Source organism: Xanthomonas sp. WHRI 7064 (genome assembly GCF_040202355.2).
Lineage (GTDB): Bacteria > Pseudomonadota > Gammaproteobacteria > Xanthomonadales > Xanthomonadaceae > Xanthomonas > Xanthomonas arboricola.
The window spans coordinates 853,184-877,310 of the sequence record NZ_CP167821.1; the positions used below are offsets into that span (position 1 = coordinate 853,184).

General features: G+C 66.0%; 20 protein-coding genes. 15 read left to right on the forward strand and 5 right to left on the reverse strand.

Going from position 1 to position 24,127, the window contains the following annotated elements:
• Positions 1–318: 318 nt before the first annotated feature.
• Positions 319–1,503: a pyridoxal phosphate-dependent aminotransferase gene (locus ABQY74_RS03660; RefSeq protein ID WP_349793443.1), complete on the reverse strand. Its 1,185-nt coding sequence runs from the start codon at positions 1,501–1,503 to the stop codon at positions 319–321.
• Positions 1,504–1,612: 109 nt separating this feature from the next.
• Between ABQY74_RS03660 and ABQY74_RS03665 the strand changes: the two genes are divergently transcribed.
• The 8 genes from ABQY74_RS03665 to hslU all read left to right on the forward strand — a co-directional run bounded on the left by ABQY74_RS03665 (position 1,613) and on the right by hslU (position 9,533).
• Entirely contained in the window at positions 1,613–3,727 is a 2,115-nt protein-coding gene (locus tag ABQY74_RS03665) for a S9 family peptidase (protein WP_166767880.1), read from the forward strand.
• A gap of 161 nt (positions 3,728–3,888) precedes the next feature.
• Complete coding sequence (locus ABQY74_RS03670; RefSeq protein WP_026064608.1) at positions 3,889–4,287, forward strand: YbaN family protein; 399 nt, start codon at positions 3,889–3,891, stop codon at positions 4,285–4,287.
• 38 nt (positions 4,288–4,325) lie between these two features.
• On the forward strand, positions 4,326–4,580 hold the full coding sequence (locus ABQY74_RS03675) for a lipoprotein (protein WP_016903632.1): 255 nt from the start codon (positions 4,326–4,328) through the stop codon (positions 4,578–4,580).
• Positions 4,570–5,421: a diaminopimelate epimerase gene (gene dapF / locus ABQY74_RS03680; protein ID WP_104595527.1), complete on the forward strand. Its 852-nt coding sequence runs from the start codon at positions 4,570–4,572 to the stop codon at positions 5,419–5,421. Before ABQY74_RS03675 ends, dapF begins: the two co-directional genes overlap by 11 nt.
• Positions 5,421–6,092 (forward strand): DUF484 family protein, encoded by a 672-nt coding sequence (locus tag ABQY74_RS03685; RefSeq protein WP_181143290.1) that lies wholly within the window; start codon positions 5,421–5,423, stop codon positions 6,090–6,092. Before dapF ends, ABQY74_RS03685 begins: the two co-directional genes overlap by 1 nt.
• Positions 6,093–6,170: 78 nt before the next feature.
• A complete protein-coding gene (xerC, locus tag ABQY74_RS03690; RefSeq protein ID WP_181143291.1) occupies positions 6,171–7,058 on the forward strand; it encodes a tyrosine recombinase XerC in 888 nt (295 codons plus the stop codon).
• Positions 7,059–7,504: 446 nt separating this feature from the next.
• Positions 7,505–8,056, forward strand: coding sequence for an ATP-dependent protease subunit HslV (hslV, locus tag ABQY74_RS03695; RefSeq protein ID WP_005997221.1), 552 nt, complete (start codon positions 7,505–7,507; stop codon positions 8,054–8,056).
• A 109-nt stretch (positions 8,057–8,165) separates the two neighbouring features.
• Positions 8,166–9,533 carry an ATP-dependent protease ATPase subunit HslU gene (hslU, locus tag ABQY74_RS03700; protein WP_039523373.1) on the forward strand — a complete coding sequence of 456 codons (1,368 nt, stop codon included), beginning with the start codon at positions 8,166–8,168 and terminating at the stop codon, positions 9,531–9,533.
• Between the two features lie 569 nt (positions 9,534–10,102).
• Here the strand turns inward: hslU and ABQY74_RS03705 are convergent.
• Genes ABQY74_RS03705 through ABQY74_RS03720 form a run of 4 tightly spaced genes read right to left on the reverse strand, consistent with a single transcriptional unit; the run spans position 10,103 to position 13,816 of the window.
• Positions 10,103–10,558 (reverse strand): nucleoside deaminase, encoded by a 456-nt coding sequence (locus ABQY74_RS03705; protein ID WP_024940233.1) that lies wholly within the window; start codon positions 10,556–10,558, stop codon positions 10,103–10,105.
• Positions 10,555–11,055, reverse strand: coding sequence for a GNAT family N-acetyltransferase (locus ABQY74_RS03710; RefSeq protein ID WP_349793447.1), 501 nt, complete (start codon positions 11,053–11,055; stop codon positions 10,555–10,557). The genes ABQY74_RS03705 and ABQY74_RS03710 overlap by 4 nt, the downstream gene beginning before the upstream one ends.
• A 26-nt stretch (positions 11,056–11,081) precedes the next feature.
• A complete protein-coding gene (locus tag ABQY74_RS03715) occupies positions 11,082–12,170 on the reverse strand; it encodes an HlyD family secretion protein (protein WP_349793449.1) in 1,089 nt (362 codons plus the stop codon).
• The gene (locus ABQY74_RS03720; RefSeq protein ID WP_104575254.1) at positions 12,167–13,816 is read right to left on the reverse strand and encodes an MFS transporter; all 1,650 of its coding nucleotides are present in this window, start codon (positions 13,814–13,816) and stop codon (positions 12,167–12,169) included. The genes ABQY74_RS03715 and ABQY74_RS03720 overlap by 4 nt, the downstream gene beginning before the upstream one ends.
• Before the next feature lie 87 nt (positions 13,817–13,903).
• Between ABQY74_RS03720 and ubiE the strand changes: the two genes are divergently transcribed.
• From ubiE to ABQY74_RS03755, 7 genes are all read left to right on the forward strand, one after another.
• Positions 13,904–14,665 carry a bifunctional demethylmenaquinone methyltransferase/2-methoxy-6-polyprenyl-1,4-benzoquinol methylase UbiE gene (ubiE, locus tag ABQY74_RS03725; protein WP_016903622.1) on the forward strand — a complete coding sequence of 254 codons (762 nt, stop codon included), beginning with the start codon at positions 13,904–13,906 and terminating at the stop codon, positions 14,663–14,665.
• A gap of 216 nt (positions 14,666–14,881) precedes the next feature.
• Complete coding sequence (locus tag ABQY74_RS03730; RefSeq protein ID WP_349793451.1) at positions 14,882–15,772, forward strand: GGDEF domain-containing protein; 891 nt, start codon at positions 14,882–14,884, stop codon at positions 15,770–15,772.
• A gap of 236 nt (positions 15,773–16,008) precedes the next feature.
• The gene (locus tag ABQY74_RS03735; protein WP_181098466.1) at positions 16,009–17,964 is read left to right on the forward strand and encodes a M1 family metallopeptidase; all 1,956 of its coding nucleotides are present in this window, start codon (positions 16,009–16,011) and stop codon (positions 17,962–17,964) included.
• A 270-nt stretch (positions 17,965–18,234) separates the two neighbouring features.
• Entirely contained in the window at positions 18,235–18,954 is a 720-nt protein-coding gene (locus ABQY74_RS03740; protein WP_102580431.1) for a hypothetical protein, read from the forward strand.
• A gap of 141 nt (positions 18,955–19,095) precedes the next feature.
• Complete coding sequence (locus ABQY74_RS03745; protein ID WP_349793453.1) at positions 19,096–19,719, forward strand: HAD family hydrolase; 624 nt, start codon at positions 19,096–19,098, stop codon at positions 19,717–19,719.
• Positions 19,720–20,347: 628 nt separating this feature from the next.
• A complete protein-coding gene (locus ABQY74_RS03750) occupies positions 20,348–22,366 on the forward strand; it encodes a methanol/ethanol family PQQ-dependent dehydrogenase (RefSeq protein WP_349793455.1) in 2,019 nt (672 codons plus the stop codon).
• Positions 22,363–24,123 carry a quinoprotein dehydrogenase-associated putative ABC transporter substrate-binding protein gene (locus ABQY74_RS03755; RefSeq protein ID WP_349793457.1) on the forward strand — a complete coding sequence of 587 codons (1,761 nt, stop codon included), beginning with the start codon at positions 22,363–22,365 and terminating at the stop codon, positions 24,121–24,123. Before ABQY74_RS03750 ends, ABQY74_RS03755 begins: the two co-directional genes overlap by 4 nt.
• Positions 24,124–24,127 lie beyond the last annotated feature (4 nt).

Consider the following 24,127-nt stretch of genomic DNA (forward strand, 5'->3'; position numbering starts at 1 on the left):
CTTGATCATGTGCTGCGTTGAAAAAAGCCCTGGGCCGAATGTCCAGGGCTTTTTTTGTTACTTCCTTCTCCCATCGGCAGAAGGTGCCCGAAGGGCGGATGAGGGTACGCGCGCGCCACGGGCTACGCCCAGCAGGGTGCCCTTGCGGCCACGCGCGGCTGCGGCGCTGGTCTCGCTTCAGGTCGAGGCAAGCCACAAACAGCAGTGCAAAAGCAGCGGCAAACAGCAGTCACGGTTTTTTACATCGATGCAGTGAACCTGCGGCCACGTCCAGGCGCTGCTCAAAGAGATGCGCCGTGCGCACTGGCGCTGGTTCGATCAAAGACGTTGCAAGCCACGCGCGATCCGCTCTACCGCCTGCTCGAGGCGCGGCAGGCTCTGGGTGTAGGCGATGCGGACGTGCTGATTGGCGCGATGGAAGCCGAAGTCGATGCCGGGAGTAAAGGCGACATGCTCGGTCTCCAGGAAGTGCGCGCAGAAGGCCTGGGCATTGTCCGAGAATGTGCTGATATCCGCGTACAGATAGAACGCACCCTGCGGTTCGACGGCGATGTTCAAGCCCAGTGCACGCAGCGCGGGCAGCAGGTAATCGCGGCGCTGCTGGAACTCGGCACGGCGTGCTTCGAAGATGGCGATGCTTTCTGGCGTAAAACAGGCCAGTGCGGCGTGCTGGGCGATCGTGGATGCGCTGATGTAAAGATTCTGCGCGAGTTTCTCCAGTTCCGGCACCGCCTCGAGCGGGGCGACCAGCCAGCCCAGGCGCCAGCCGGTCATGCCGAAGTACTTGGAAAAACTGTTCAGCACGAAGGCGCTGTCGTCCACTTCCAGCACGCTGTGCGCATCCATGCCGTAGGTCAGGCCGTGGTAGATCTCGTCCACCACCAGGTGGCCGCCGCGCGCATGCAGCGCCTGCGACAAGCCGGCCAGTTGCGCGCGCGACAGCACGCTGCCGGTGGGGTTTGCCGGCGAGGCGACCAGCGCGCCGACGCTGTCGGCGTTCCAGCAGGCATCGACCAGGCCTGGCGTCAGCTGGTAATCGGTGTCTGCGCCGACCGGCACCAGCTGCGCGGCGCTCTCGACCAGGCGCAGGAAATGCCGGTTGCACGGATAGCCGGGGTCGGCGAGCAGCCAGTGTTTGTCCGGGTCGACCAACAGGCTGCTGGCCAGCAGCAATGCGCCGGAGCCGCCCGGGGTGACCAGGATGCGTTCCGGATCGATAGCGCAGCCGTACCGCTGCGCGTAAAACCCGGCGATGGCGGCGCGTAGCGCGGGCAGGCCGCGGGCGGCCGTGTAGCGGGTGTGTCCGGCCGCCAGTGCGGCCTGTCCGGCCGCGACGATCGGTGCGGCGGTGGTGAAATCCGGTTCGCCGATCTCCAGGTGGATCACATCGTGGCCGGCCTGCTCCAGCGCATTGGCGCGCGCCAATAGCGCCATCACGTGAAACGGGGCGATGTCCTGGCTGCGGCGGCTGTAGCGGGGAGCGTGCGAATGTAGGGAGTCCATGCCGAAGAGGATAGAGCAGCATGACCTCGGGCACATGACGCTCCCGGCCGGCCTCTTCCACACTCGGGCGCTGGGATGGCATTGCGTTCATCCAACGGACCCCAATCTGATGAAGCCTGTCCTCACTCTTCTGATCGCCAGCCTGATGACCACATCTGTTCCTTCCGCCTTCGCAGCTCTCCCGTCGCCGCCGGACGTGGCCAAGCGTCCGCATGTGGTCAAGGCCCCGTTCGGCGCTACCCGCAACGACGACTACTACTGGCTGCGCGACGACAAGCGCGAGGACAAGGCGATGCTGGCCTATCTCAACGCCGAAAACGCCTACACCGACACGGTGATGGCGCCGCTCAAGCCGCTGGAAGACACGCTGTATACCGAGATCGTCGGGCGCATCAAGCAGGATGACGCCAGCGTGCCGTACCGCGAGCGCGGCTACTGGTATTACACGCGCTTCGAGGCCGGCAAGGACTACCCGATCCAGGCGCGCCGCAAGGGCAGCATGGATGCGCCGGAGCAGATCCTGCTGGACGTCAATCAGATGGCCGAAGGCAAGGGCTACTTCAGCGTCGGCGATGCGGAAGTGAGCCAGGACAATCGCATCCTGGCCTGGGCCGACGATGCGGTGGGACGTCGCCAGTACACGATCCGCTTCAAGAACCTGGACACCGGCGAGATCTACCCCGATACGGTGGAAGGCGTGTCGGCCAACGTGGTCTGGGCCGACGACAACAAGACCCTGTTCTATGTCGAGAACGATCCGGAAACACTGCTCACCGTGCGGGTGAAGAAACACGTGCTGGGCACGCCCTCCAAGGACGACGTGCTGGTGTACGAGGAGAAGGACGACAGCTTCTACATGGGCATCGGCCGTACCCGCGACGACAAGTACATCACCATCGGCGTGGAAAGCACGGTGTCGTCGGAGACGCGTTATGCGCCGGCCGACAATCCCGAGCGCTTCACCTTGCTGGCCAAGCGCGAGCGCGATGTCGAATATCACCCCGAGCATTTCGATGGCCGTTGGGTGATCCGCACCAATGCCGATGGCGCCAAGAATTTCAAGCTGGTGACCGCACCCACCGATGCGACCACGCGCAAGCAGTGGACCGACTGGGTGGCGCACGATGACAAGGTCTATATCGAAAACTTCGAGCTGTTCGACGGGTTTACTGCGATCGAAGAGCGCTCCGGCGGGCTGGAGCGCGTACGCCTGCTCAAGGGTGATGGCAGTCATGAGTACGTCAAGGCCGACGAGCCTGCGTATTCGATGGGCCTGGCAGTCAACTCCGAGCCGGACACCGAGTGGTTGCGCTACAGCTACACCTCGTTGACCACGCCGGCCACCACCTATGAGCTCAACACGCGGACCGGCGAGCGCAAGCTGCTCAAGCAGCAGCCGGTGATCGGTTACGACGCCGGCAAGTACGTCACCGAGCGCGTCTGGGTAACTGCGCGCGACGGCGTCAAGGTACCGGTGTCGCTGGTCTACAAGCGCGGCTTCAAGAAGGACGGCACTGCGGCGTTGTTCCAGTACGCCTACGGCAGCTACGGCATGTCGATGGACCCGGCGTTCAATCTGCCGGCGATCAGCCTGCTGGACCGTGGCGTGGTGTATGCCATCGCACACATCCGCGGCGGCCAGGAAATGGGCCGCCAGTGGTACGACGACGGCAAGCTGCTGCACAAGAAGAACACCTTCACCGACTTCATCGACGTCACCCGCGGCCTGGTGGAACAGGGCTATGCCGCCAAGGACCGCGTCGCCGCTTCCGGCGGCAGCGCCGGTGGGTTGCTGATGGGTGCGGTGGCCAATATGGCGCCGCAGGACTACCGCGTGATGGTGGCGCAGGTGCCGTTCGTCGACGTGGTCACCACCATGCTCGATGCCAGCATCCCGCTCACCACCAACGAATACGACGAGTGGGGCAACCCGGAAAAGAAGGCCTATTACGACTACATGCTGTCCTATTCCCCGTACGACAACGTGACCAGGCAGGCCTACCCGGCCCTGTTCGTCGGCACCGGCCTGTGGGATTCGCAGGTGCAGTACTGGGAGCCGGCCAAGTGGGTGGCCAAGCTGCGCGACGACAACACCGGCACCCAGCCGATCGTGTTCCGCACCAACATGGAAGCCGGCCACGGCGGCAAGTCCGGCCGCTTCCGCCGTTACCGCGAACTCGCCGAGTCGTATGCGTTTGTGCTGGATCAGCTCGGGGTCAAATAATTGAGGGGCGGGGATTGGGGAGTCGGGATTGGGGATTGGTAAGCAGGACCCGCCCATCCCCGCGTGCAAACGTCCCCTCATCCGCCCTTCGGGCCCCTTCTTCCGGTGGGAGAAGAGGATGCCCGGACCATCTCGGCGCCCGCTGGCCGTATCATTTACCCATGACGCGACCGACTCGATTCCGCTGGGCCTGGTGGTTGCTGGCCTACGCCAGCCTGGCGACCGGCATTGTCGGCATCTTCGTGCCCGGCCTGCCGACGACCGTGTTCATCCTCATTTCCGCCTGGGCCGCCTCGCACGGCTCCGAGCGCCTGCACAACTGGCTGCTCTCGCACCCGCGCTTCGGCCCGGCGATCGTCGAGTGGCAGACCTATCGCGCGGTCAGCCGCAAGGCCAAGTGGATGGCCACGCTCACCATGACCGTCTGCGCCGGCATCATGCTGTGGTGCGTGCCGGTGTTCTGGGTCAAATGCCTGTCGATCGGCAGCATGGCGGTGGTGGCGATCTGGCTATGGCTGCGCCCCGAGCCGCCACCGCGCGCGCTGCCCAGCGCGCACTGAGCGCACGGCAGTCAGGGTGTTCTGGCTATACTTCGGCCATGAGCATCATGTCCCGACCGTCTGTTCGTCTCGCACTGGTTGGTGCGACCTTTGTCCTGCTTGCCGCCTGCGGCAACAAGGGCCCGCTGGTAATGCCGCAGAAGCCGGTGCCGGTGGAAGCCCAGCCCGTGCTGCAGCCGCCGGACGCACCGCAACCGCTGGATGAGTCCTCGCCTGCGCCTGCGCCGGTGAACACCGATACGCAGCCCGCACCCACCACCGACCAGCCCGCTAGCAGCGGCAATGAGCGCTGACGGCCGCAGCGGGCGTCTGCGTTTCACCAAAATGCATGGCGCCGGCAACGATTTCGTGGTGCTGGACCTGCGCGACGGCACGCCGCCGCCGGATGCCGCGCTGGCCGCACGCCTGGCCGACCGCCATTTCGGGGTGGGCTGCGACCAGATCCTGACCATCGAACCCCCGCGCAGCAGCGAGGCGGTGGCCGCGTACGGCATCTGGAATTCCGACGGCTCGGCCGCGCGCCAGTGCGGCAACGGCGCGCGCTGTGTGGCGGCCTGGCTGGTGCGCGACGGCACCGCGCAGGGCGATGATTTCGTCATCGATAGCCCGTTCACCTCCCACCGCGTGCAGCGTCTTGATGCCGGCACCTATGCGGTGGCGATGGGCGTGCCGCAGTTCGAGCCCACGCAGATCCCGCTGGCCGGCTTTGCGCGCGCGCGCGAGGAATATGCGCTGCCGGTGCATGGCGAAACCGTGCGCTTTGGCGCGGTGTCCATGGGCAACCCGCATGCCGTGGTGGAAGTGGGGCGGGTGGACGCGGCGCCGGTAGAGCGCGTCGGCGGCCTGTTGCAGCAGAACGCCGCGTTCCCCGATTCGGTCAACGTCGGCTTTGTGCAGGTGGTCGACCCGACGCATGTGCGCCTGCGCGTGTTCGAGCGCGGCGTCGGCGAAACCCTGGCCTGCGGCAGCGGTGCATGCGCGGCGGCGGTGGTACTGATGCAGCGCGGCCGTGTCGAGCGCGATGTGCAGGTGTCCTTGCCCGGCGGCGAGCTGCGCATCCGTTGGGCCGGCGAACAACAGGAAGTCGTGATGTCAGGCCCGGCCGTGTTCGTCTTCGATGGAGAGTGGAACTGATGAGCGAGAACACGGACAAATTCAGCGCGCACGAAGTGGCAACCTGGTTGCGGCGCCACCCGACCTTCCTCAAGCAGTTCCCGGATCTGGCGGTGAGCCTGCTGGTGCCGCGCGACGACGGCCCCACCGCCTCGCTGGCCACCTATCAGCTGGAAGTGCTGCGCGACAAGAACCGCGAGCTGTCGCGGCGCCTGCACGAGCTTGGCCACAATGCGCAGGACAACGAGCGCCTGGCAGTACGCACGCATCAACTGACCCTGGCGCTGATGCGCCAGACCAGCGCGGCCGACACGCTCAAGGCGATGGCCGCCTCGCTGGCGGAAGATTTCAATGGCGAACTGGTGCGGCTGGTGTTGCTCAAGCCGGTCGCCGGCCTGGAGGCCGACTGGTTGCAGATCATCGCCGCCGACGATGCGCGCTTGGCACCGTTCCGTGATTGCCTGAGCGACGGCGAGCCGATTTGCGGCCGCCTGCAGACGGAAAAACACGCGCTGCTGTACGCCGACAAGGCTGCCAGCGTGCAATCCACCGCGCTGCTGCCGTTGCCCGGCATCGGCCTGATTGCGGTCGGCAGCAGCGACGCCAACCGCTTCTATCCCGGCATGGGCACCTTGTTCCTGCGCATGATGGGCGAGTCCCTGGGCGTGGCCTTGCAGCGCTTCGACACATGATGCGCCGTGCAGGGTGCGCCGATGCGTGCAGCCTGCGCTGGATGGCCGCACCGATGGTGCGGCAGCGGGGAGTCTGAGGTGGCGTCGGTCGACGATTTCCTGGCGTACCTGCAGGTCGAGCGGCAGGTGTCTGCGCATACGCTGGATGCCTACCAGCGCGATCTTGCCGCATTGCTGAACTGGGCCGGCGAACAGGCCATCGACGATGTGGCGCAGCTCGATAGCGCACAGTTGCGGCAGTTCGTCGCGGCCGAGCACCGGCGCGGGTTGTCGCCCAAGAGCCTGCAGCGTCGTCTGTCGGCATGCCGCAGTTACTACGCCTGGTTGCTCAAGCATGGCCGCATTGCCGCAAGTCCGGCGGCGGCGCTGCGTGCACCCAAGGCGCCACGTAAACTGCCGCAGGTACTGGATGCCGATGAAGCGGTACGTCTGGTCGAGGTGCCAACCGACGCGCCGCTGGGCCTGCGCGATCGCGCCTTGCTGGAGCTGTTCTATTCGTCCGGGCTGCGCCTGAGCGAGCTCTGCGCGCTGCGCTGGCGCGACCTGGATCTGGACAGCGGCTTGGTGATGGTGCTCGGCAAGGGCGGCAAGCAGCGCCTGGTGCCGGTGGGTTCGCATGCGATCAGCGCGCTGCGCGAATGGCTGCGCGACAGCGGCGGGCGTGCCGACACGCATGTATTTCCCGGCCGCGCCGGCGGTGCGATTTCGCAGCGCGCAGTGCAGATCCGCATCAAGCAACTGGCGGTGCGCCAGGGCATGTTCAAGGACGTGCATCCGCATATGCTGCGGCACAGCTTTGCCAGCCACATCCTCGAATCCTCCGGCGACCTGCGCGGCGTGCAGGAATTGCTCGGCCATTCGGACATCGCCACCACGCAGATCTATACGCATCTGGATTTCCAGCATCTGGCCAAGGTCTACGACGCCGCACATCCGCGCGCCAAGCGCAAGAAAGCTGCTGAGTGAGTGGCGCGGCGTGTGTTGCGCTTGGCGGTTAAACACTTCTCTGAAGTACCGCCGCTTGCGAATCGCCGCTCTTGAGCCCCTCTGCCATTGGGAGAGGGGCTAGAGCGCAGGCATCGGCGCCTGTACGCGCATCTATGCGCGGGCCTGTGTGGTTATTCGGGCCGGAGCGTTTCTTGCAATGATCCGCATATGACGGCCGCGTACGGCAGTGACAGGTTTGCGTGGCAGCTTCCCCGCGCCGGCGACGATCACCCAGTTCATCCCGAAGCGCACACCACGCTCCCAATCGTTCTTGTGTGCGGCTGCTCGATGCCTGCGTGCCAGTAGCGCAGACGCATGCTGTCTGCCGTCTGAGCGCGCTGCATCAGCCGCCCGCGCCACATGCGCGCAGCATGCTTGAACCCGGCAGGGGCGTCCCCACCTCATTGGAAACCCTCGGAGGACCCATGGACCCCAGCCAGAACCCCAACATCGTTCACGCCACCACCATCATCTCGGTTCGGCGTGGTGGGCATGTCGCCGTTGCCGGCGATGGCCAGGTCACCCTCGGCCACACCGTCATGAAGGGCAATGCGCGCAAGGTGCGCCGGCTCGGCCGCGAGGGTCAGGTGCTGGCCGGTTTTGCCGGCGCCGCCGCCGATGCGTTCACCCTGTTCGAGCTGTTCGAAGCCAAGCTCGACAAGCATGGGCAACTGACCCGTGCCGCCGTGGAGCTGGCCAAGGATTGGCGCACCGAGCGCCGCCTGGGCAAGCTTGAAGCGCTGCTCGCGGTTGCCGACAAGGAAACCTCGTTGATCATCAGCGGGACCGGCGATGTGATCGAACCGGAAGACGGCATCATCGCCATCGGCTCGGGCGGTTCGTACGCCCTGTCGGCTGCCCGCGCGCTGCTGGCGCACACCGAACTCGATGCCAAGACCATCGCCACCGAAGCGATCAACATCGCCGGCGATATCTGCATTTATACCAATCGCAATGTGGTGGTCGAAGAGCTGTGAATCGGGAGTGGGGAATCGGGAATCGCAACAGCGGTTTCGGTTCCACCCCGACGACATAGGCTTTTGATTTCGCGCTTGCGAGTCCCCTTTCCCCATTCTCGATTCCCCAATGCCAAATTCCGACACTTCAACCATGACTCCGCGCGAAATCGTGCAGGAGCTCGACCGTCATATCGTTGGCCAGCACGATGCCAAGCGTGCGGTTGCCATCGCGCTGCGTAACCGCTGGCGCCGCATGCAGCTGCCTGAAGAGCTGCGCAACGAGGTGATGCCCAAGAACATCCTGATGATCGGCCCGACCGGCGTCGGCAAGACCGAGATCGCGCGGCGCCTGGCCACCTTGGCCAATGCGCCGTTCGTCAAGGTCGAAGCCACGCGCTTTACCGAAGTCGGCTATGTCGGCAAGGATGTGGAACAGATCATTCGCGACCTGGCCGACACCTCGGTCAAGCTGTATCGCGAACAGGCCAAGGTGCGCGTGCGCAACCAGGCCGAAGAACGCGCCGAAGACCGTCTCCTGGATGCGCTGCTGCCACGCCGTGCGGCCGGGATCGGGTTCGATCCGGAAGCAGCGCGCAACGAGCCCTCGGCACAGGACAACGACACCCGCATCAAGTTCCGCCGCATGCTGCGCAATGGCGAGCTGGACGAGCGCGAGATCGAGCTGGAAGTGGCGGTCAACGCCAGCATGGACATCATGACCCCGCCGGGTATGGAGGAAATGGGCCAGCAGCTGCGGCAGATGTTCTCCAACCTGGGCAGCGGCAAGTCGCAGAAGCGCAAGCTCACCATCAAGGCCGCGCGCCCGCTGCTGATCGAAGAAGAAGCCGGCAAGCTGGTCAACGAAGACGACGTACGTGCCGCGGCGATCGAAGCCTGCGAGCAGCACGGCATCGTGTTCATCGATGAAATCGACAAGGTCGCCAAGCGTGGCGAAGCCGGCTCCAATGGCGGCGATGTCAGTCGCGAAGGCGTGCAGCGCGATCTGTTGCCGCTGGTGGAAGGCTCCAACGTGTCGACCAAGTACGGCACGGTCAAGACCGACCATATCCTGTTCATCGCCTCCGGCGCGTTCCATCTGGCCAAGCCCAGCGATCTGATTCCCGAATTGCAGGGCCGTTTCCCGATCCGTGTCGAATTGACCGCGCTGACCAAGGCCGATTTCGTGCGCATCCTCACCGAGCCAAAGGCGGCGTTGATCAAGCAGTACGAAGCCCTGCTGCAGACCGAGGGCGTGCGCCTGACCTTCGGCGCGGATGCGGTGGAGCGCCTGGCCGAGATCGCTGCGCAGGTCAACGAGCGGCAGGAAAATATTGGCGCGCGCCGCCTGCATACGGTGCTGGAGCGCCTGCTCGATGTGTTGAGTTATGAGGCGCCGGATCGCGACGGCCAGAGCGTCACGGTCGATGCGGCCTATGTCGATGCGCAGCTCGGCGAACTGGTGCAGGACCCGGACCTGAGCCGCTACATCCTCTGATTGCAGCGCACCTGCGTGCAGGTGCCAACGGTCATCAGGCCGGTGTGGACGCAACCGGAACCGGCGTGTACGCGTTGGACATGCCGATTCCGACCGCGCTGGCCTGGCGGCGTTGCTAGCCGCGTCCTCCCGGATGCAGTCAAACGCTGGGTCGGTCGAGGGCGCGGTGCCCTCACCGCTCGCGGGACACGCCGTGAATCCGTCCGTGCAGGCTCCGTGGCGGCATCCATGCCGCCAAGGGTCCCGCAAGCGGCTAGGACACCGCGCTAGAGAGTTGGTCGGTGGCCGCGTGAAAAGCTGTTTGCCGAACGTGTGTCGGACTTCGAGCCGGCGCATCAGGGTCAACGGCGTGCATCACGCACTGCCCTTGCTGCTCTTAAGCAAGCACACCGACCATCTCGACTTGGTCCTTGCCCGCCCACCGTCGCGGGACCTTACGCGGCATGGATGCCGCGTAAGAGCCTACATGGACGTACTTGCGGCGTGTCCTGCGATGGTGGGCGGGCAAGGGCCTCGCAGCCAAGCCGCAGATCAACCGCTCTGCAGCCAAACCGCTGCACCCAAACCGCTCAGTCCTCGCCGATATCCTCGTTCCACACGTCCGGGTTGGCCGAGATATAGCCGCCCAGCAGATCGATGCATTCCTGGCTCTGCAGGTCGATGACAGTGACGCCGTGCTCGCGCAGCCAGGCCACGCCGCCCTGGAAGGTGACCGACTCGCCGACCACTACGGTGCCGATATTGAACTGGCGCACCAGCCCGCTGCAGTACCAGCACGGCGCGAGCGTGGTGACCATGATGGTGTCCTTGTAGCGACGCTGCCGGCCGGCCTTGCGGAAGGCATCGGTTTCGCCGTGCACGGAGGGATCGTTTTCCTGCACGCGCCGGTTGTGGCCGCAACCGAGCAGGCGTCCGTCGTTGTGGTACAGCGCCGCGCCGATCGGAATGCCGCCTTCGGCCAGGCCCTGGCGGGCTTCGGCAATGGCGGTGTCGAGCAGTGCGCGGTAGTCGGGGGTGGTGATCATGCAGGCTCCTGGGTGGCGGCGTCGGCGCGACGCAGCATGTCGATGTGGGGAATGCCGTCTTCCAGATACGGTGCGGACGAGGGCGTAAAACCATGTGCGGCGTAGAACGCCTGCAGGTGCGCCTGCGCGCCGAGTTGCACGGCGCTGGCGGGCCACTGCCGGTGCACCAGCCGCAAGCCTTCCTGCAGTAATGCGTGTGCGAAGCCGTGGCCGCGCTGCGTGGCGGCAATCACTACCCGGCCGATGCTCGGCTCGGGGTAACTCACACCGGGCGGTAGCACGCGCAGATAGGCGGCCAACGCACCGTCGTCGGTGCTACCGAGCAGATGCAGCACACCCGGCAGGCTGTCCTTGCCATCCAGCTCCGGATACGCGCACTGCTGCTCCACCACGAACACATCCGAGCGCAGCCGCAGCAGCGTGTACAACTGCGTGGTGCTCAGTTGGTCGAAGCGCAGGCATTGCCAGTGCAGCGAGGATGGGGGCAGGGACGACATCACCGCATGATAGCGGCTGCGTCGCGTCAGTCGACCGCGCTGTCGGTGTCGATCGCCACCACCACCGACATGCCCGGGCGCAGCCGCGGTGCCAGCGCCTGGTCCGGATCGACGCTGATGCGCAGCGGAATGCGCTGGGCGATCTTGACGAAGTTGCCGGTGGCGTTGTCGGCCGGCAACACGCTGAATTCCGAGCCGGCGGCCGGGGAGATTTCCTGCACACGGCCGTGCAGGCGCGCATTGTCCAGCGCATCCACGGTGAAGCTGGCGCGCTGCCCGATGCGGATCTTGGCCATCTGGGTTTCCTTGAAATTGGCCACGATCCATAGCGTGTCCGGCACCAGCGACATCAGCTGCGTGCCATTGGTGACGTAGGCGCCCTGGCGTACGCCGAGCTGACCAAGCTGGCCATCGCGCGGGGCCAGGATGCGGGTGTTGTCCAGATTGATCTGCGCCAGTTGCACGGCCGCCTGCGCATTGGCCACCGCCGCTTCCAGCGCGGCGCGATTGACGGTGACACTGCGTGCGTTCTCTTCGGCGGCCTGCACGGCGGCACGCGCCTGCGCCACGCCGGCATCGGCCTGCGCACGTGCGGCGAAGGCGGTGTCGCGATCCTGTTCGGACACCAGTTTCTGCTCGGCCAACTGCTGCGCGCGCGCATACGCCGAGCGGGTGCGGTCGCGCTGGGCTTGATTGCTGCTCAGTGCGGCGCGTTGTTCGGCGATGGTGGCATCGGCGCTATGCCGCTGCTGGTCCCAGTTGGACAGGTTGGCCTGGGCGGTCTGCAGCTGCGCCCTGGCCTGTTCGAGCTGCTGGGCATAGATGCGGTCATCGATCCTGGCCAGCAACTGACCGTGTTTGACGTGGGCGAAGTCCTGCACCGGCGCCTCGGTGACATAGCCGCTGACCTGCGGCGCGATCACCGTGATCTGGCCATGCACCATCGCGTTTTCGGTGCGCTCGACGGCGCTGACGAACGGCGGCAACCGCCATGCATACAGCACCAGTGCGACGCCGAGCAGGGCCAGCCCGCCGAAGCCGATCACGCCACCGATGCGGCGCCGCCTGCGACGTTGCAGATCGGCAGGAGAGATTGAAGCTGCAGGTGTATTCATGGGCGCGCGGTGGAAGCAGGAGAGGGGGACGAAGCGGGTGGGCGCAGATAACGCCGCCACACCAGCACGGACAGGATCCATAGCCCGGTGGCGATGGCGATGCAGCCGATCAACAGGAACACGTCGTTATAGGCGAGCACATTGGCTTCGCGCGTGGCCACGCTGCCCAGGGCGCGCACGCCCTGGGCCTGGCGCAGGGCCGGGTCGCCGATGCTGCGGCCGTACAGCGCGGCATAGGCCTGCACGCGCGCGGCCACTTGCGGGTCGGTCAATGCCAGATGTTCGACCAGCTGGCTGGAATGGTATTTCTCGCGCACGACTTGCACGGTGCCGAGCAGCGCGCTGCCGAGCAGGCCGCCCATGTTCTGTGCCATGCCGAACAGCACGATGAAGCTGATCAGGTTGCCCGGCTGCGCGATGACCCGGCCCAGCCCGGCCACCATCGCCGGGCCGATGAAAAAGGTGCTGCCAAAGGCGAGCAGGAACTGGCTGACGTACATCTGCTCCGGGCGGGTGAGGCTGGTGGCATCGGCATCCATGAAACAGCCGATGCAGATCGCCGCCACCGCAATGATCAGATGCTCGGCCACCCGCGCCGGATTGATCAGCCACGCGCTGGCGGCCACGCCGACCACTGCGCCCAGCAACATCAGCGCGAACAGGGTCTGCAGCTGCGTGTTGGCCAGCCCCAGGGTCTGGAAGAAGCCGATCGCGCCGGTGCTCTGCTCGGACAGCACCAGCCGGATCAGCAGGATCGCCAGGCCCAGCCGCAGCATGTCGCCGCTGGCCAGCCAGCGCGTATTGATCATCGGGTTGCGGCGGTTGTGTTCGATCCACGCCGCCGTGCACAGCAGCACGATGGAGGCCGCCAGCACCACGCCCAGCCATGGCGTGCTGGTCCACCACAGCAGCCGCCCCAGCGACAGCACCGCCGCCAGCCCGGCCGAACCGGCCGCAAACAGGCTGAAGGTGAGGAAATCCAATGGCTCGAACACCCGATAGCGGTCGCTGGGCGGCAGCTTGAGCGCCAGCACGCAGGCCAGCGCGAACACCGCCAGGCCCAGTTCGAACAGGTACAGGCCCTGCCACTGCGCAAACTCCAGCAGATCGGTGGAGAACACCCGCGCCAATGGCAGCGCCAGCTGGGTCACCCCCAGCCCGGTCACCACCGCCTTGAGCCGGTATTTGGCCGGGAACGCCTGGATCACGTAATACAGCCCCAGCGAGCTGAGTGCGGCGCCCACCAGTCCGTGCGCGGCACGCACGGTGATCGCCGAGCTCAGGCTGTGCACGAACAGATGCGCGAAGGCGATGACCGCATACAGCGCCAGGAAGATCTCGGTGAAGCGCCGTAGCCCGAACTGCTGGCGGAACTTCACCAGCAGCAGGTTGGCCGACATGTTGGTCATCACGTAGGCGGCCGGCAGCCAGGCCATTTCGGTGGCGTAGGCGCCCAGCGTGCCCTGCAGATAGGTCAGGTTGGCGGTGACCAGCGCATTGCTCAGCCCGCCGGTCAGCGCCACCACCACGCCCACCAGCCCGTACTGGATACGGCGCCGGGTGGAGTGCAGGGGGGTGGAGGCCGACCCGGGCAGGGTGGGCTTCTCGTGGGGCTGCCAGTCGCGCTGGACGTACTTGTCGTGCACGCAGGGCTCGCAGGGCCGGTCGCAGGGAAGGCAGCGATTGTGGTCCGGTTGCGGTCATGGCGGCGTCAGCAGTGCGATAATCCGCCCATGAGCGAATCCCCCTATACCTCCGGTACCACCCATTTCGGCTTCCGCGACGTCGCTGCCAAGGACAAGCAGAAGCTGGTCGGCGAAGTGTTCACCTCGGTCGCGCGCAACTACGACCTGATGAACGATCTGATGAGTCTGGGCGTGCACCGCGCATGGAAACGCTACTTCGTGGCGACCGCGCAGGTGAAGCCGGGCGACCGTGTGCTGGACCTGGCCGGCGGTACCGGCGACATCGCCGTGCTGCTCAAGGAGCGCGTCGGCAACGAAGGCGCGGTGGTGCTGGGCGACATCAATGCCGGCATGCTGTCGGTGGGCCGCGACCGGCTGACCAACCGCGGCCTGGTGGCCGGCTTCGATTACGTGCAATGCAACGCCGAGGCGCTGCCGTTCCCGGATCAGAGCTTCGATCTGGTGACCATTTCCTTCGGCCTGCGCAATGTCACCGACAAGGACGCCGCGCTGCGCGAGATGTATCGCGTTTTGAAGGTGGGCGGGCAGGCGCGTGTGCTGGAATTTTCCGAAGTCACCGCCGACTGGTTCAAGCCGATCTACGACTTCCACTCGTTCAAGATCCTGCCCAGGCTGGGCCAGCTGTTCGCGCGCGACGCCGACAGCTACCAGTACCTGGCAGAAAGCATCCGCAAGCACCCGCCGCAGGAATCGCTCAAGGGCATGATGGGCGAGGCCGGATTTGCGCGTTGCCACTACAAGAACCTGACCGGCGGCATCGTGGCGATCCACTCCGGCTACAAGATCTGACCCGGATCCGACGCAGCGTGATCTGAGCGTCCGGTCCGGCGCGCAGCATGCGCCGGACATCACGCGTCGGCATCGCACGAGCAGGCCATGCTCGTGTTCGCTTGCCGCACGATTGCACTGTGCGCAGGTGCGTTTGCCGACAAACTTTTGAGACTCCCGTCGCGTTGGCTCCTCCGACGGTCGGCGACACTAGGCGCTCTTTTGCCGGAGACGTGGATGCGCTTGTACGCAGGATTGTCGCGCGTGTTTCCCCGCTCCTTCAGCGCCAAGCTGCTGGCGGTGACCTTTGTCGGCATCCACCTGCCGTTGCTGTTGTTGATCGCCTGGCTGGCCGCGCAAAGCGAGTTGAGCGGGCGCCCGCTGTGGTCGGTGGTGATCGTGGCGCTGCTGGCCACGCTGGCTGGCACCGCGGCGACCCTGTCGGCCCTGTATCGCCTGCTCGCACCGCTGCGCATCGCCGCCGACGCACTGGATGCGTATTACGCCGATCAACGTCTGCCCAGCCTGCCCGAACATGGCGACGACGAACTGGGGCGGTTGCTGCGTGGCATTAATCGCAGCCTGCGCGGCATCGATGCCGGCATGCGCAATCTCAAGAAGCACGCCTTGTTCGACCCGCTGACCGAGGCCTTGAACCGGCGCGGCTGCGAACAGGCGATGCGCGATTCGGTCACCGCCGCGCAGCGCGAAGGCTGGCCGTTCGTGCTGTTCGTGCTGGACATGGACAACCTCAAGCCGATCAACGACCGCTTCGGCCATCTGGCCGGCGATCGCGTGCTGGTGCGGCTGGTGGAATCGGCCTACGGCTGGCTGGGCGCGCAGGACTGGATCGGGCGCTGGGGCGGCGACGAATTTCTGATCGGCGTGCACGCCAGCGAGGACGACGCCACGCTCAAGCTCAATCAATGGCTGTCGATGCTCGAACGCGAGGATGCCGACGAGGCGCCGCTGCATGTGAGCGCCGGCAGCGCGGTGTGCGAGCGTGGCCTGGATGCCACCGAGCTGTATCGCCGCGCCGATGCGGCGATGTATCGCGCCAAGTTCTCCGGTGGCCGGCGTCTGGTGCGCGACGGGCATGACAGCCCGCGCAGCCATCCGGTGGTCTAGGCGATCCGGCAATCACCTGGCGGCCGGGCCGCAGGCGGGTGCACGCCGCGCACGGGCGGCATGCGTGATCCCATCACTGCGGTTGCTGCTCCAGGTTCGTGCCGATGCGCCAGCGACATCCACGGTGTCCCCAGCCGGCGCGGGTTTAGCGTCCGGCACGTGCTCGCCATCGGCCGCACGGGCAGGCAACGGCCCGGGGCGTTAAAATGCCCAATTCCCTCGCTGCGGTGCCGTCGATGCGCTTCCCGTTCCTGTCGCTGTCCCTGGCCGTGTCCATTGCGCTGGCCGGCTGTTCCAACGAGTCCACGCCGCCGGCCGCCAGCACCGCTGCGCCGGCCACCACTGCCAAGGCCCCCGTGAAAGCAGACGCCCGCAACCACGACGAAAGCTCCTACGCCCAGCCGCAGCTGGTGGTGATCAAGGATCTGGCGCTGGACCTGAAGCTGGATTTCGACGCCAAGCAGATCGGCGGCACCGCCACCTACACGCTGGAATGGAAGGACAAGGCCGCCAAGCAGCTGGTGCTGGACACGCGCGAGCTGAGCATTGCGCAGGTGCAGGCCGACGACGGGAAGGGCACGCTGGCGCCGCTGCAGTTCGCGCTGGCGCCGGCCGACAAGACCTTCGGCAGCAAGCTCACCATCGAGGCGCCGAATCAGCCGGCCAAGGTCGTGATCACCTATCACACTGCACCGACCGCCTCCGGCCTGCAGTGGCTGGAGCCGTCGATGACCGAAGGCAAGCAGTTGCCTTTCATGTTCAGCCAGTCGCAGGCGATCCACGCGCGCAGCTGGGTGCCGTTGCAGGACACCCCGAGCGTGCGCTTCACCTACAGCGCGCATGTGACCTCGCGCCCGGACGTGATGGTGCTGATGAGCGCCGACAACGACCCCAAGGCCGCGCGCGACGGCGACTACAGCTTCAAGATGCCCGAGCCGATTCCGTCCTATCTGCTGGCGATCGCCGCAGGCGACGTGGTGTTCAAGCCGATTTCCGCGCGCTCGGGCGTGTGGGCCGAGCCGGCCATGGCCGACAAGGCCGCCAAGGAATTCGAAGACACCGAAAAGATGATCGGTGCGGCCGAAAAACTGTATGGCCCGTATCGCTGGGGCCGTTACGACATGCTGGTGCTGCCGCCTTCGTTCCCGTTCGGCGGCATGGAGAATCCGCGCCTGACCTTCGCCACGCCCACCGTGATCGTCGGCGACAAGTCGCTGGTCTCGCTGGTCGCGCACGAACTGGCGCATAGCTGGTCGGGCAATCTGGTGACCAATGCCAGCTGGAAGGACATCTGGCTCAACGAAGGCTTCACCACCTACGTGCAGGCCCGCATCACCGAGGCGCTGTATGGCGCGGAGATGGCCGAGATGGAGCGCGAGATCGACCAGGGCGACCTGCTGGCCGAAGTGAAGGGCATGGCGCCGGCCGACCAGGCGCTGGCGCTGCCGCCGCTGGCCGAGCGCGACCCCGACGAAGCCCTGAGCCAGGTGGCCTACGTCAAGGGCGCGTGGTTCCTGCAGTTCCTGGAGCAGCGCTTCGGCCGCGAGGTGTTCGACCCGTTCCTGCGCGGCTGGTTCGACGATCATGCGTTCCAGAGCGCCACCACCGACCAGTTCGTCGATTACCTCAACAAGAACCTGCTGGACAAGCATCCCAACACGGTCAGCGCGGCCGAGGTGGATGCGTGGCTGAAGCAGCCGGGCATCCCGGCCTTCGCCGCCAAGGCACGCTCGCGCAGCTTCTCGATCGTGGACACCGCGCGCATTGCCTGGAGCGGCAGCGGCACGCTGCCGAGCAAGCAGGTCACCGGCGAATGGGGCACGCAGGAATGGGTGCACTTCCTCAGTGGCATGGGCGCCACGCTCAAGCCCGAGCAGCTCAAGCAGCTGGATGAGGCCTACCACTTCACCGGCACCCCGAACGGCGAAATCGCCATGCGCTGGTATCCGCTGGCGATCCGCAGCGGTTACACCGATGCGCGCCCCGCTGCAGGCGAGTTCATCGAACGCGTCGGCCGCCGCAAGCTGGTGCTGCCGATCTATGCCGAGTTGTTGAAGACCCCGGACGGCATCGCCTTCGCCGAGCAGGCCTTCGAAAAGGCCAAGCCCAGCTACCACCCGATCACCACCGCATCGGTGGCCGAGATGATCGCCAAGGCCAAGGCGGCACCGCCGGCGCAGCCGCAGCCGTAATGGCTGGGGAGGGCGCCGAGACGCCCTCCCGCCGCTTCCATTGCTGCATCGTGCAGGCAGCATCGCGCCCTGCAATCGCCGTCGTAGGAGCGCACCCGGGCGCGACGTGGCTTTACCGGGAATGCTCCATCGCGCCCGGGTGCGCTCCTACGGCGTGCCGCAGGTTGATCGCGCCCGGGTGCGCTCCTACGCTGTGTGGCCGTTTGATCGCGGCTGTCGCGGGCAGGCTGGTATCGTTGCCGCTGCCTTTCATGCCTTCCGGAGTCGACGATGAAGTATCTGCTGAGCGCGGCCTTGTGCGTCGCTGCAGTGAGTGGCTGTACCGACCGCGAGGCGCAGCGTCAGGCGCAGGCAAGCGCGCAGGCGCAAGCCAAGCAACAGCAGGCCGACGCACTCGCCAAGCAATACGACGAGGCGGTGAAGGCCGGTAACTGGGACATGGCACGCGCGCATGGCGCCGCACTGCTGGAAGGCTACGCTGGCACCGCGGCGGCCACACGCATCGAACCCGGCTATGCCGACATCAAGGCCAAGGGCGACCAGGCGCGCGAACTGCGCCGCATGCAGGCGTTGTGGCAGTACTCGCAGGTGCCCGCGAAGGGCGGCACGCAGCGCTCGGCGATGATCGATGCCAAGAGCCGCGTGGATGTCGACGGCAGCGGCCCCAAGCCGGTGAGCCTGGTGTTCCGTGATCACCCGCAATGGAAACGCCACAGCTATCTCGTGCTCAAGGCCGGCGACTTCAATTGCTATGGCGGCTGCAAGGTGCAGGTCTCGGCCGATGGTGGCGCAGCACGTCCGATGGCCGCGCACCGCCCCGACACCGATGAAGCGATCGCGATGTTCATCGACGACGACAAGGCGCTGTGGAAGCTGGTGCGCAATGCCAAGCGCATCAGCATCGCGTTCCCGGTGAAAGCCGGCGGCACGCGCACGGCAGAGTTCGACGTGGGTGGCCTGGATACCACCCAGATGCCGGGCTGGAAGTAGGCGCACCGCCCTTGCACGGCACTAGCTGCGCAGCCGGTGCACGGCATCGGCATAGGAGCTGGTGCATTCGGGTGCGTGCGCGATGTGCGTTCCCTGACGGCTTGCGGCGTTGCCTCAACCATCTCTGGAGTCTCCTCACGTATGGACGCCATGGCCATCACACAGATCTCTCCCGCGTTGTCCGGTTACCGCCATTGGGTGTTCGACATGGACGGCACGCTGACTGAAGCGGTGCACGATTTCGCGTTGATCCGACGCGCGTTGGAGATCCCGCCCGAGGCGGACATCCTGCACCACCTGGCATCGCTGCCGGCCGAGCAGGCCGCAGCCAAACACGCCTGGTTGCTTGAGCACGAGCGTGAACTCGCACAGGCCGCACAGCCCGCACCCGGTGCAGTGGCGCTAGTGCGTGCGTTGCAGGCAGCCGGATGCCGGCTCGGCATGCTCACCCGCAACGCGCGCGCATTGGCGCAGGTGACATTGCAGGCGATCGGCCTGCACGATGCATTCGCCTGGGACGACATCGTCGGCCGCGATGAAGCTGCCCCCAAACCCGCACCCGATGGCCTGCAGTATTTTGCGCAACGCTGGGCGGTGGATGGCGCAGCACTGGTCATGGTCGGCGATCACCACAACGACCTGGCCTGCGGTCGTGCAGCCGGTGCCTGCACCGTGCTGGTCAACACACCCGGCGATCCATGGCCCGGCCTTGCCGACTGGCGGTTGCAGGATTGCACGCAGTTGCTGGCGCAGTGGAGCCGCTAGCGCGAGGTTTGGCGAGTAGGCCAGGCGCGCGAAGCACGGAGTGCGATGTGTGGCTGGCCGCGTGTGGCTGGATGACGATGACGATCAGGATACCGTCATCGCATTGGAAGTGACATGCGCTCGAAGGGGCGTGGACGCCGCTGAATCTTGCAATGCGTCATCAGCAAGCCAGACATCACACACCTGGCCTACGCCGTACCCTCATCCGCCCTTCGGGCACCTTCTCCCGATGGGAGGAGGGAAACGCGGCAGCACCCCGTTCGACAACGTAGCTGGCCTTCGGTGAGGTGAGGTGTTGCCTTGCGCGAGCCACAGCAAGCTATGTCGCCTCAAGCCTGCAGGGTGCGCAGCACTGACCGACAGGCAGTTCCACCCTCGCTGCACCATCCATGTCACAGCACGCCCGGCGCAAACTGTGCCAGAACCGTGACAGTGAGCCTTGCGCAAGCGACTGCCATCACATCAAACCCTGCTGCTCCAACATGGTGCGTCGCACCAGTGCGCTGGCATGGCGTTTGCTCTTTCCCTCTCGACGTTTCCGACGTCCGCGGTGCAACTGGCGGGTGCAACGCCTGCGCTGCGGAATGTTTCAACCGACTGGTTGTTCAATCGAGAGGGGTAGACGCATATGCACCAATCTTCCTGTCGCAGCCTGCGCAGCAGTGTGCTGCTCATGCTTGCGCTGAGCGCCGCGTTGGCCGGCTGCAAGAAAGACGCCGCCACGGAAACGACGACAACGCCCGCACCGGCCGCCAAACCCGCCGCGCCGGCCGCCGCCGCCGTGGTCAATACCGACAGCGAGTTCACTACCAATGCCAGCAACCCGGATAACTGGGGTGGCATCGGGCGCGACTTCGCGCTCACCCGGCACAGTCCGCTGGCCGAGATCAATCGCGACAACGTCAAGAACCTGAAAATGTCGTGGGAAATGAAGACCGATGCCACGCGCGGCCACGAGGGCCAGCCGCTGGTGATCGGCAGCGTCATGTACATGGTCAGCGCGTATCCGAACAACGTGTTCGCCATCGACCTGGCAGCGCAGGACGACGGCGGCAAGGTGTTGTGGAAGTACACACCGCAGCAGGACGAACGCTCGGTGGCGGTGGCGTGCTGCGATACGGTCAACCGCGGCGCCTCCTATGCCGATGGCAAGCTGGTATTCGGCAGCCTGAGCGGCGATGTGATCGCACTCGATGCCAAGACCGGCAAGGAAGTGTGGAAGCAGAAACTCGCGCACCCGGACAAGGGCGAAACCATCACCATGGCGCCGATCATCGCCGATGGCAAGGTGGTGGCCGGCATCAGCGGCAACGAGTTCGGCGTGCTTGGGCGTGTCGCTGCCTACAACCTGGCCGATGGCAAGCAGGCGTGGTCCTGCGATGCGGCCGGTACCGACAAATCGATCTGCCTGGGTGCGGATTTCAACAAGGCCAACCCGCAGCACGGCCAGCTCGGCGATCTGGGCGTCAAGACCTTTCCCAATGACGAATGGAAGCGTGGTGGCGGTGCGGCCTGGGGCTGGTACAGCTACGACCCGAAGTTGAAGCTGCTCTACTACGGCACCGGCAATCCCGGCCTGTGGAGCCCGTCGTATCGCTGCGGCAAGACCTCGCAGGAGGAATGCAACAACGGCGAGCATGACAACAAGTGGTCGATGACCCTGTTCGCGCGCAAGATCGATACCGGCGAAGCGGTGTGGGGCTACCAGAAGACGCCGTTCGACCAGTGGGACTACGACGGCATCAACGAGCCGATCCTGGTGGACCTGACCATCGACGGCAAGGAAGTTCCGTCCGTGGTGCAGTTCGATCGTAACGGCTTTGCGTATGTGCTCGATCGCCGCGACGGCACCCTGCTACGCGCACATAAGTTCGTGCCGGCCAACTGGGCCGAACGCATCGACATGAAGACCGGCCGCCCGGTCAAGGTGGCCGCGCATTCGCCGCTGGAGCGCGGCAAGAAAGTGCAGGCATTTCCCTCGGCGATGGGCGGCAAGGATCAGCAGCCGTGCTCGGTGGATCCGGCCAATTCGGCGGTGTTCTTTTGCGGCACCAACAACTGGCATATGGAGCTGGAACCGCAGGAACGCGGCAACACCATGATGGGCCTGCCCTACGTGTTCGCCAACGTGATGATGAAGCCCAACGAGCCGGGTGCACTGGGCATCGTCAAGGCCTTCGACGTGGTGGAAGGCAAGTCCAAGTGGGAGATCAAGGAGAAGTTCCCGGTGTGGAGCGGCACCCTGGTCACCGACGGCGGGCTGGTGTTCTACGGCACGCTGGATGGCTGGTTCCGTGCGGTGGACAAGGACACCGGCAAGAAGCTGTGGGAGATGAAACTGCCCTCCGGCATCATCGGCAACCCGATCGCCTACAAGGCCAATGGGCACCAGTACGTGGCGGTGTTCTCCGGCATCGGTGGCTGGATCGGTCTGCCGGTGGCCGCAGGTCTGGATCCGTCCGATCCGTATGGCGCGCTGGGGGCTGCGGGGCTGGCGTTCGGTGCCGGCTTCGACAAGATCCCGCTCGGCGGCATGGTGCATAGCTTCCGGATCGATGGTGCCGGCAAGACCGTGACCGCCAGTGCCACCGCCACGGCGGCTGCAGGCGGCGGCACCGCCAACACCGCAGCGAAGACCGCACGATGAGTTCCACGCAAGGCGTTGGACGCGCGCACCGGCAGTTCGCTGCCGGTGCGCGTGGCATGCACCGGCAGCTGTGTCGGCTGCTGGTGCTTTGCAGCCTCGGACTCGTCGCCGCGGGCTGCACCCGCGAGCCGTCCTCACCGACGGCTCGCGCTTCTGCTTCCGCTGCAGCGCCCGCTGCGGCGGCCTCCACTGCGGCACCGGCCACGGCCAGTGCTCCACCGCCAACGCCCGATCCACGTGTGCTGCGGGTCTGCGCCGACCCCGGCAACATGCCGCTGTCCAACAAGGCTGGCGAGGGCTTCCAGAACAAGATTGCGCAGGTCGTGGCCGATGCCATGGGCCGGCGCCTGGAATACGAGTGGCGCACCTATTACCAGCGCGGGCTGGCACGCAGCACGATCACTGCCGGCCGCTGCGATGTGTTGATGGACCTCAACAGCGATTTCGAGCAGGGCCTGACCACGCGACCGCTGTACCGCTCGGCCTATGTGCTGGTGACGCGCAAGGGCCTGGATCTGGTGCCGACATCGCTGGACGATCCGGCGCTGAAAAAACTGCGGCTGGGCGTGTTCCAGAGCTCGCCCGCACGCCAGGCCCTGTACGAGCACGGCATCAGCGGCCAGGTGCAATACCTGTTCTACGACTCGGCCACCGCGCCGGAGGAACATCCCGGCAAGCTGGTCGAGAGGGTCGCTGCCAATGAACTGGATGCGGCCGAATCCTGGGGCCCGGTGGCCGGTTACTACGCGCAACGCAGCGGCCTGGGCATGGTGCCGCTCAACACCATCGACGATGCGGTGCTGGAATATTCTATGGCGTGGGCGGTGTCGCGCAAGAACGCGGACCTGCGCGATGCCTTGAACACCGCAATGCAACGGAGTTCAGCGAGGATCGCCGAGATCCTGCGCAGCTATCACGTGCCGCTGGTGCGCTGTGGCGACTGCGTGGTGGCCGGTGATCTGGCCGCGCACGGGCCGTATGCGACGCCGACGCCAGTATCCAAGGCGCCAAGCCCGGCCGCGTCCTCGCAGGAGCTGGCGCAGCTGCAACTGCGCATCGCCGACGGCGCCGACCCGAACCAGGAACTGGCGCATGCACTGGATGCCGGCGACGCGGTGCGTGCGGCATGGCTGTTGCGGCATGGCGCCGATGCCAATCGTCCCAACCTGCTCGGCGAGCCGCCGTTGCATCAGGCGATCCGCAATCAGGAACCGGATCTGGTCGGCCTGTTGCTCGATGCCGGCGCACACCTGGATGCACGCGATGGCAGCGGCTGGACCGCCTTGATGAAGGCGGCCTGGGCCAACGATGCCGACAGCGTGGCCAGGTTGCTCGGCAAGCGCGCGCCGGTGGACACCGTCTCCAGCGATGGCTGGAGCGCGCTGGACCTGGCGGTGTCCTACGCCGATGTCGGCGTGGTGCAGGCCTTGCTCAAGGCGGGCGCGGATGTGCGGCGTGCCAATGCCACTGGCTTCACGCCGGTGATGTTTGCGGTGGCGCGCGACGACCCGGCGATGCTCGATGCGGTACTGGCCGGCGGTGCCGACGTCGGCCACGCCAACCAGGCCGGCGTCACCGCATTGATGCTGGCCGCCGCGGCCGGGCGCGACGCGGCGGCCAAGCGCCTGCTGGCGGCCGGCGCCGACCCTGCCGCACGCAATCGCGATGGCAAGACCGCCGCTGCATTAGCGCAGGCACGCGGCGATAACGCGCTGGCCACGCTGCTTACCGAGGCCAGGCGCCCCTCCCGGCAATGACTGT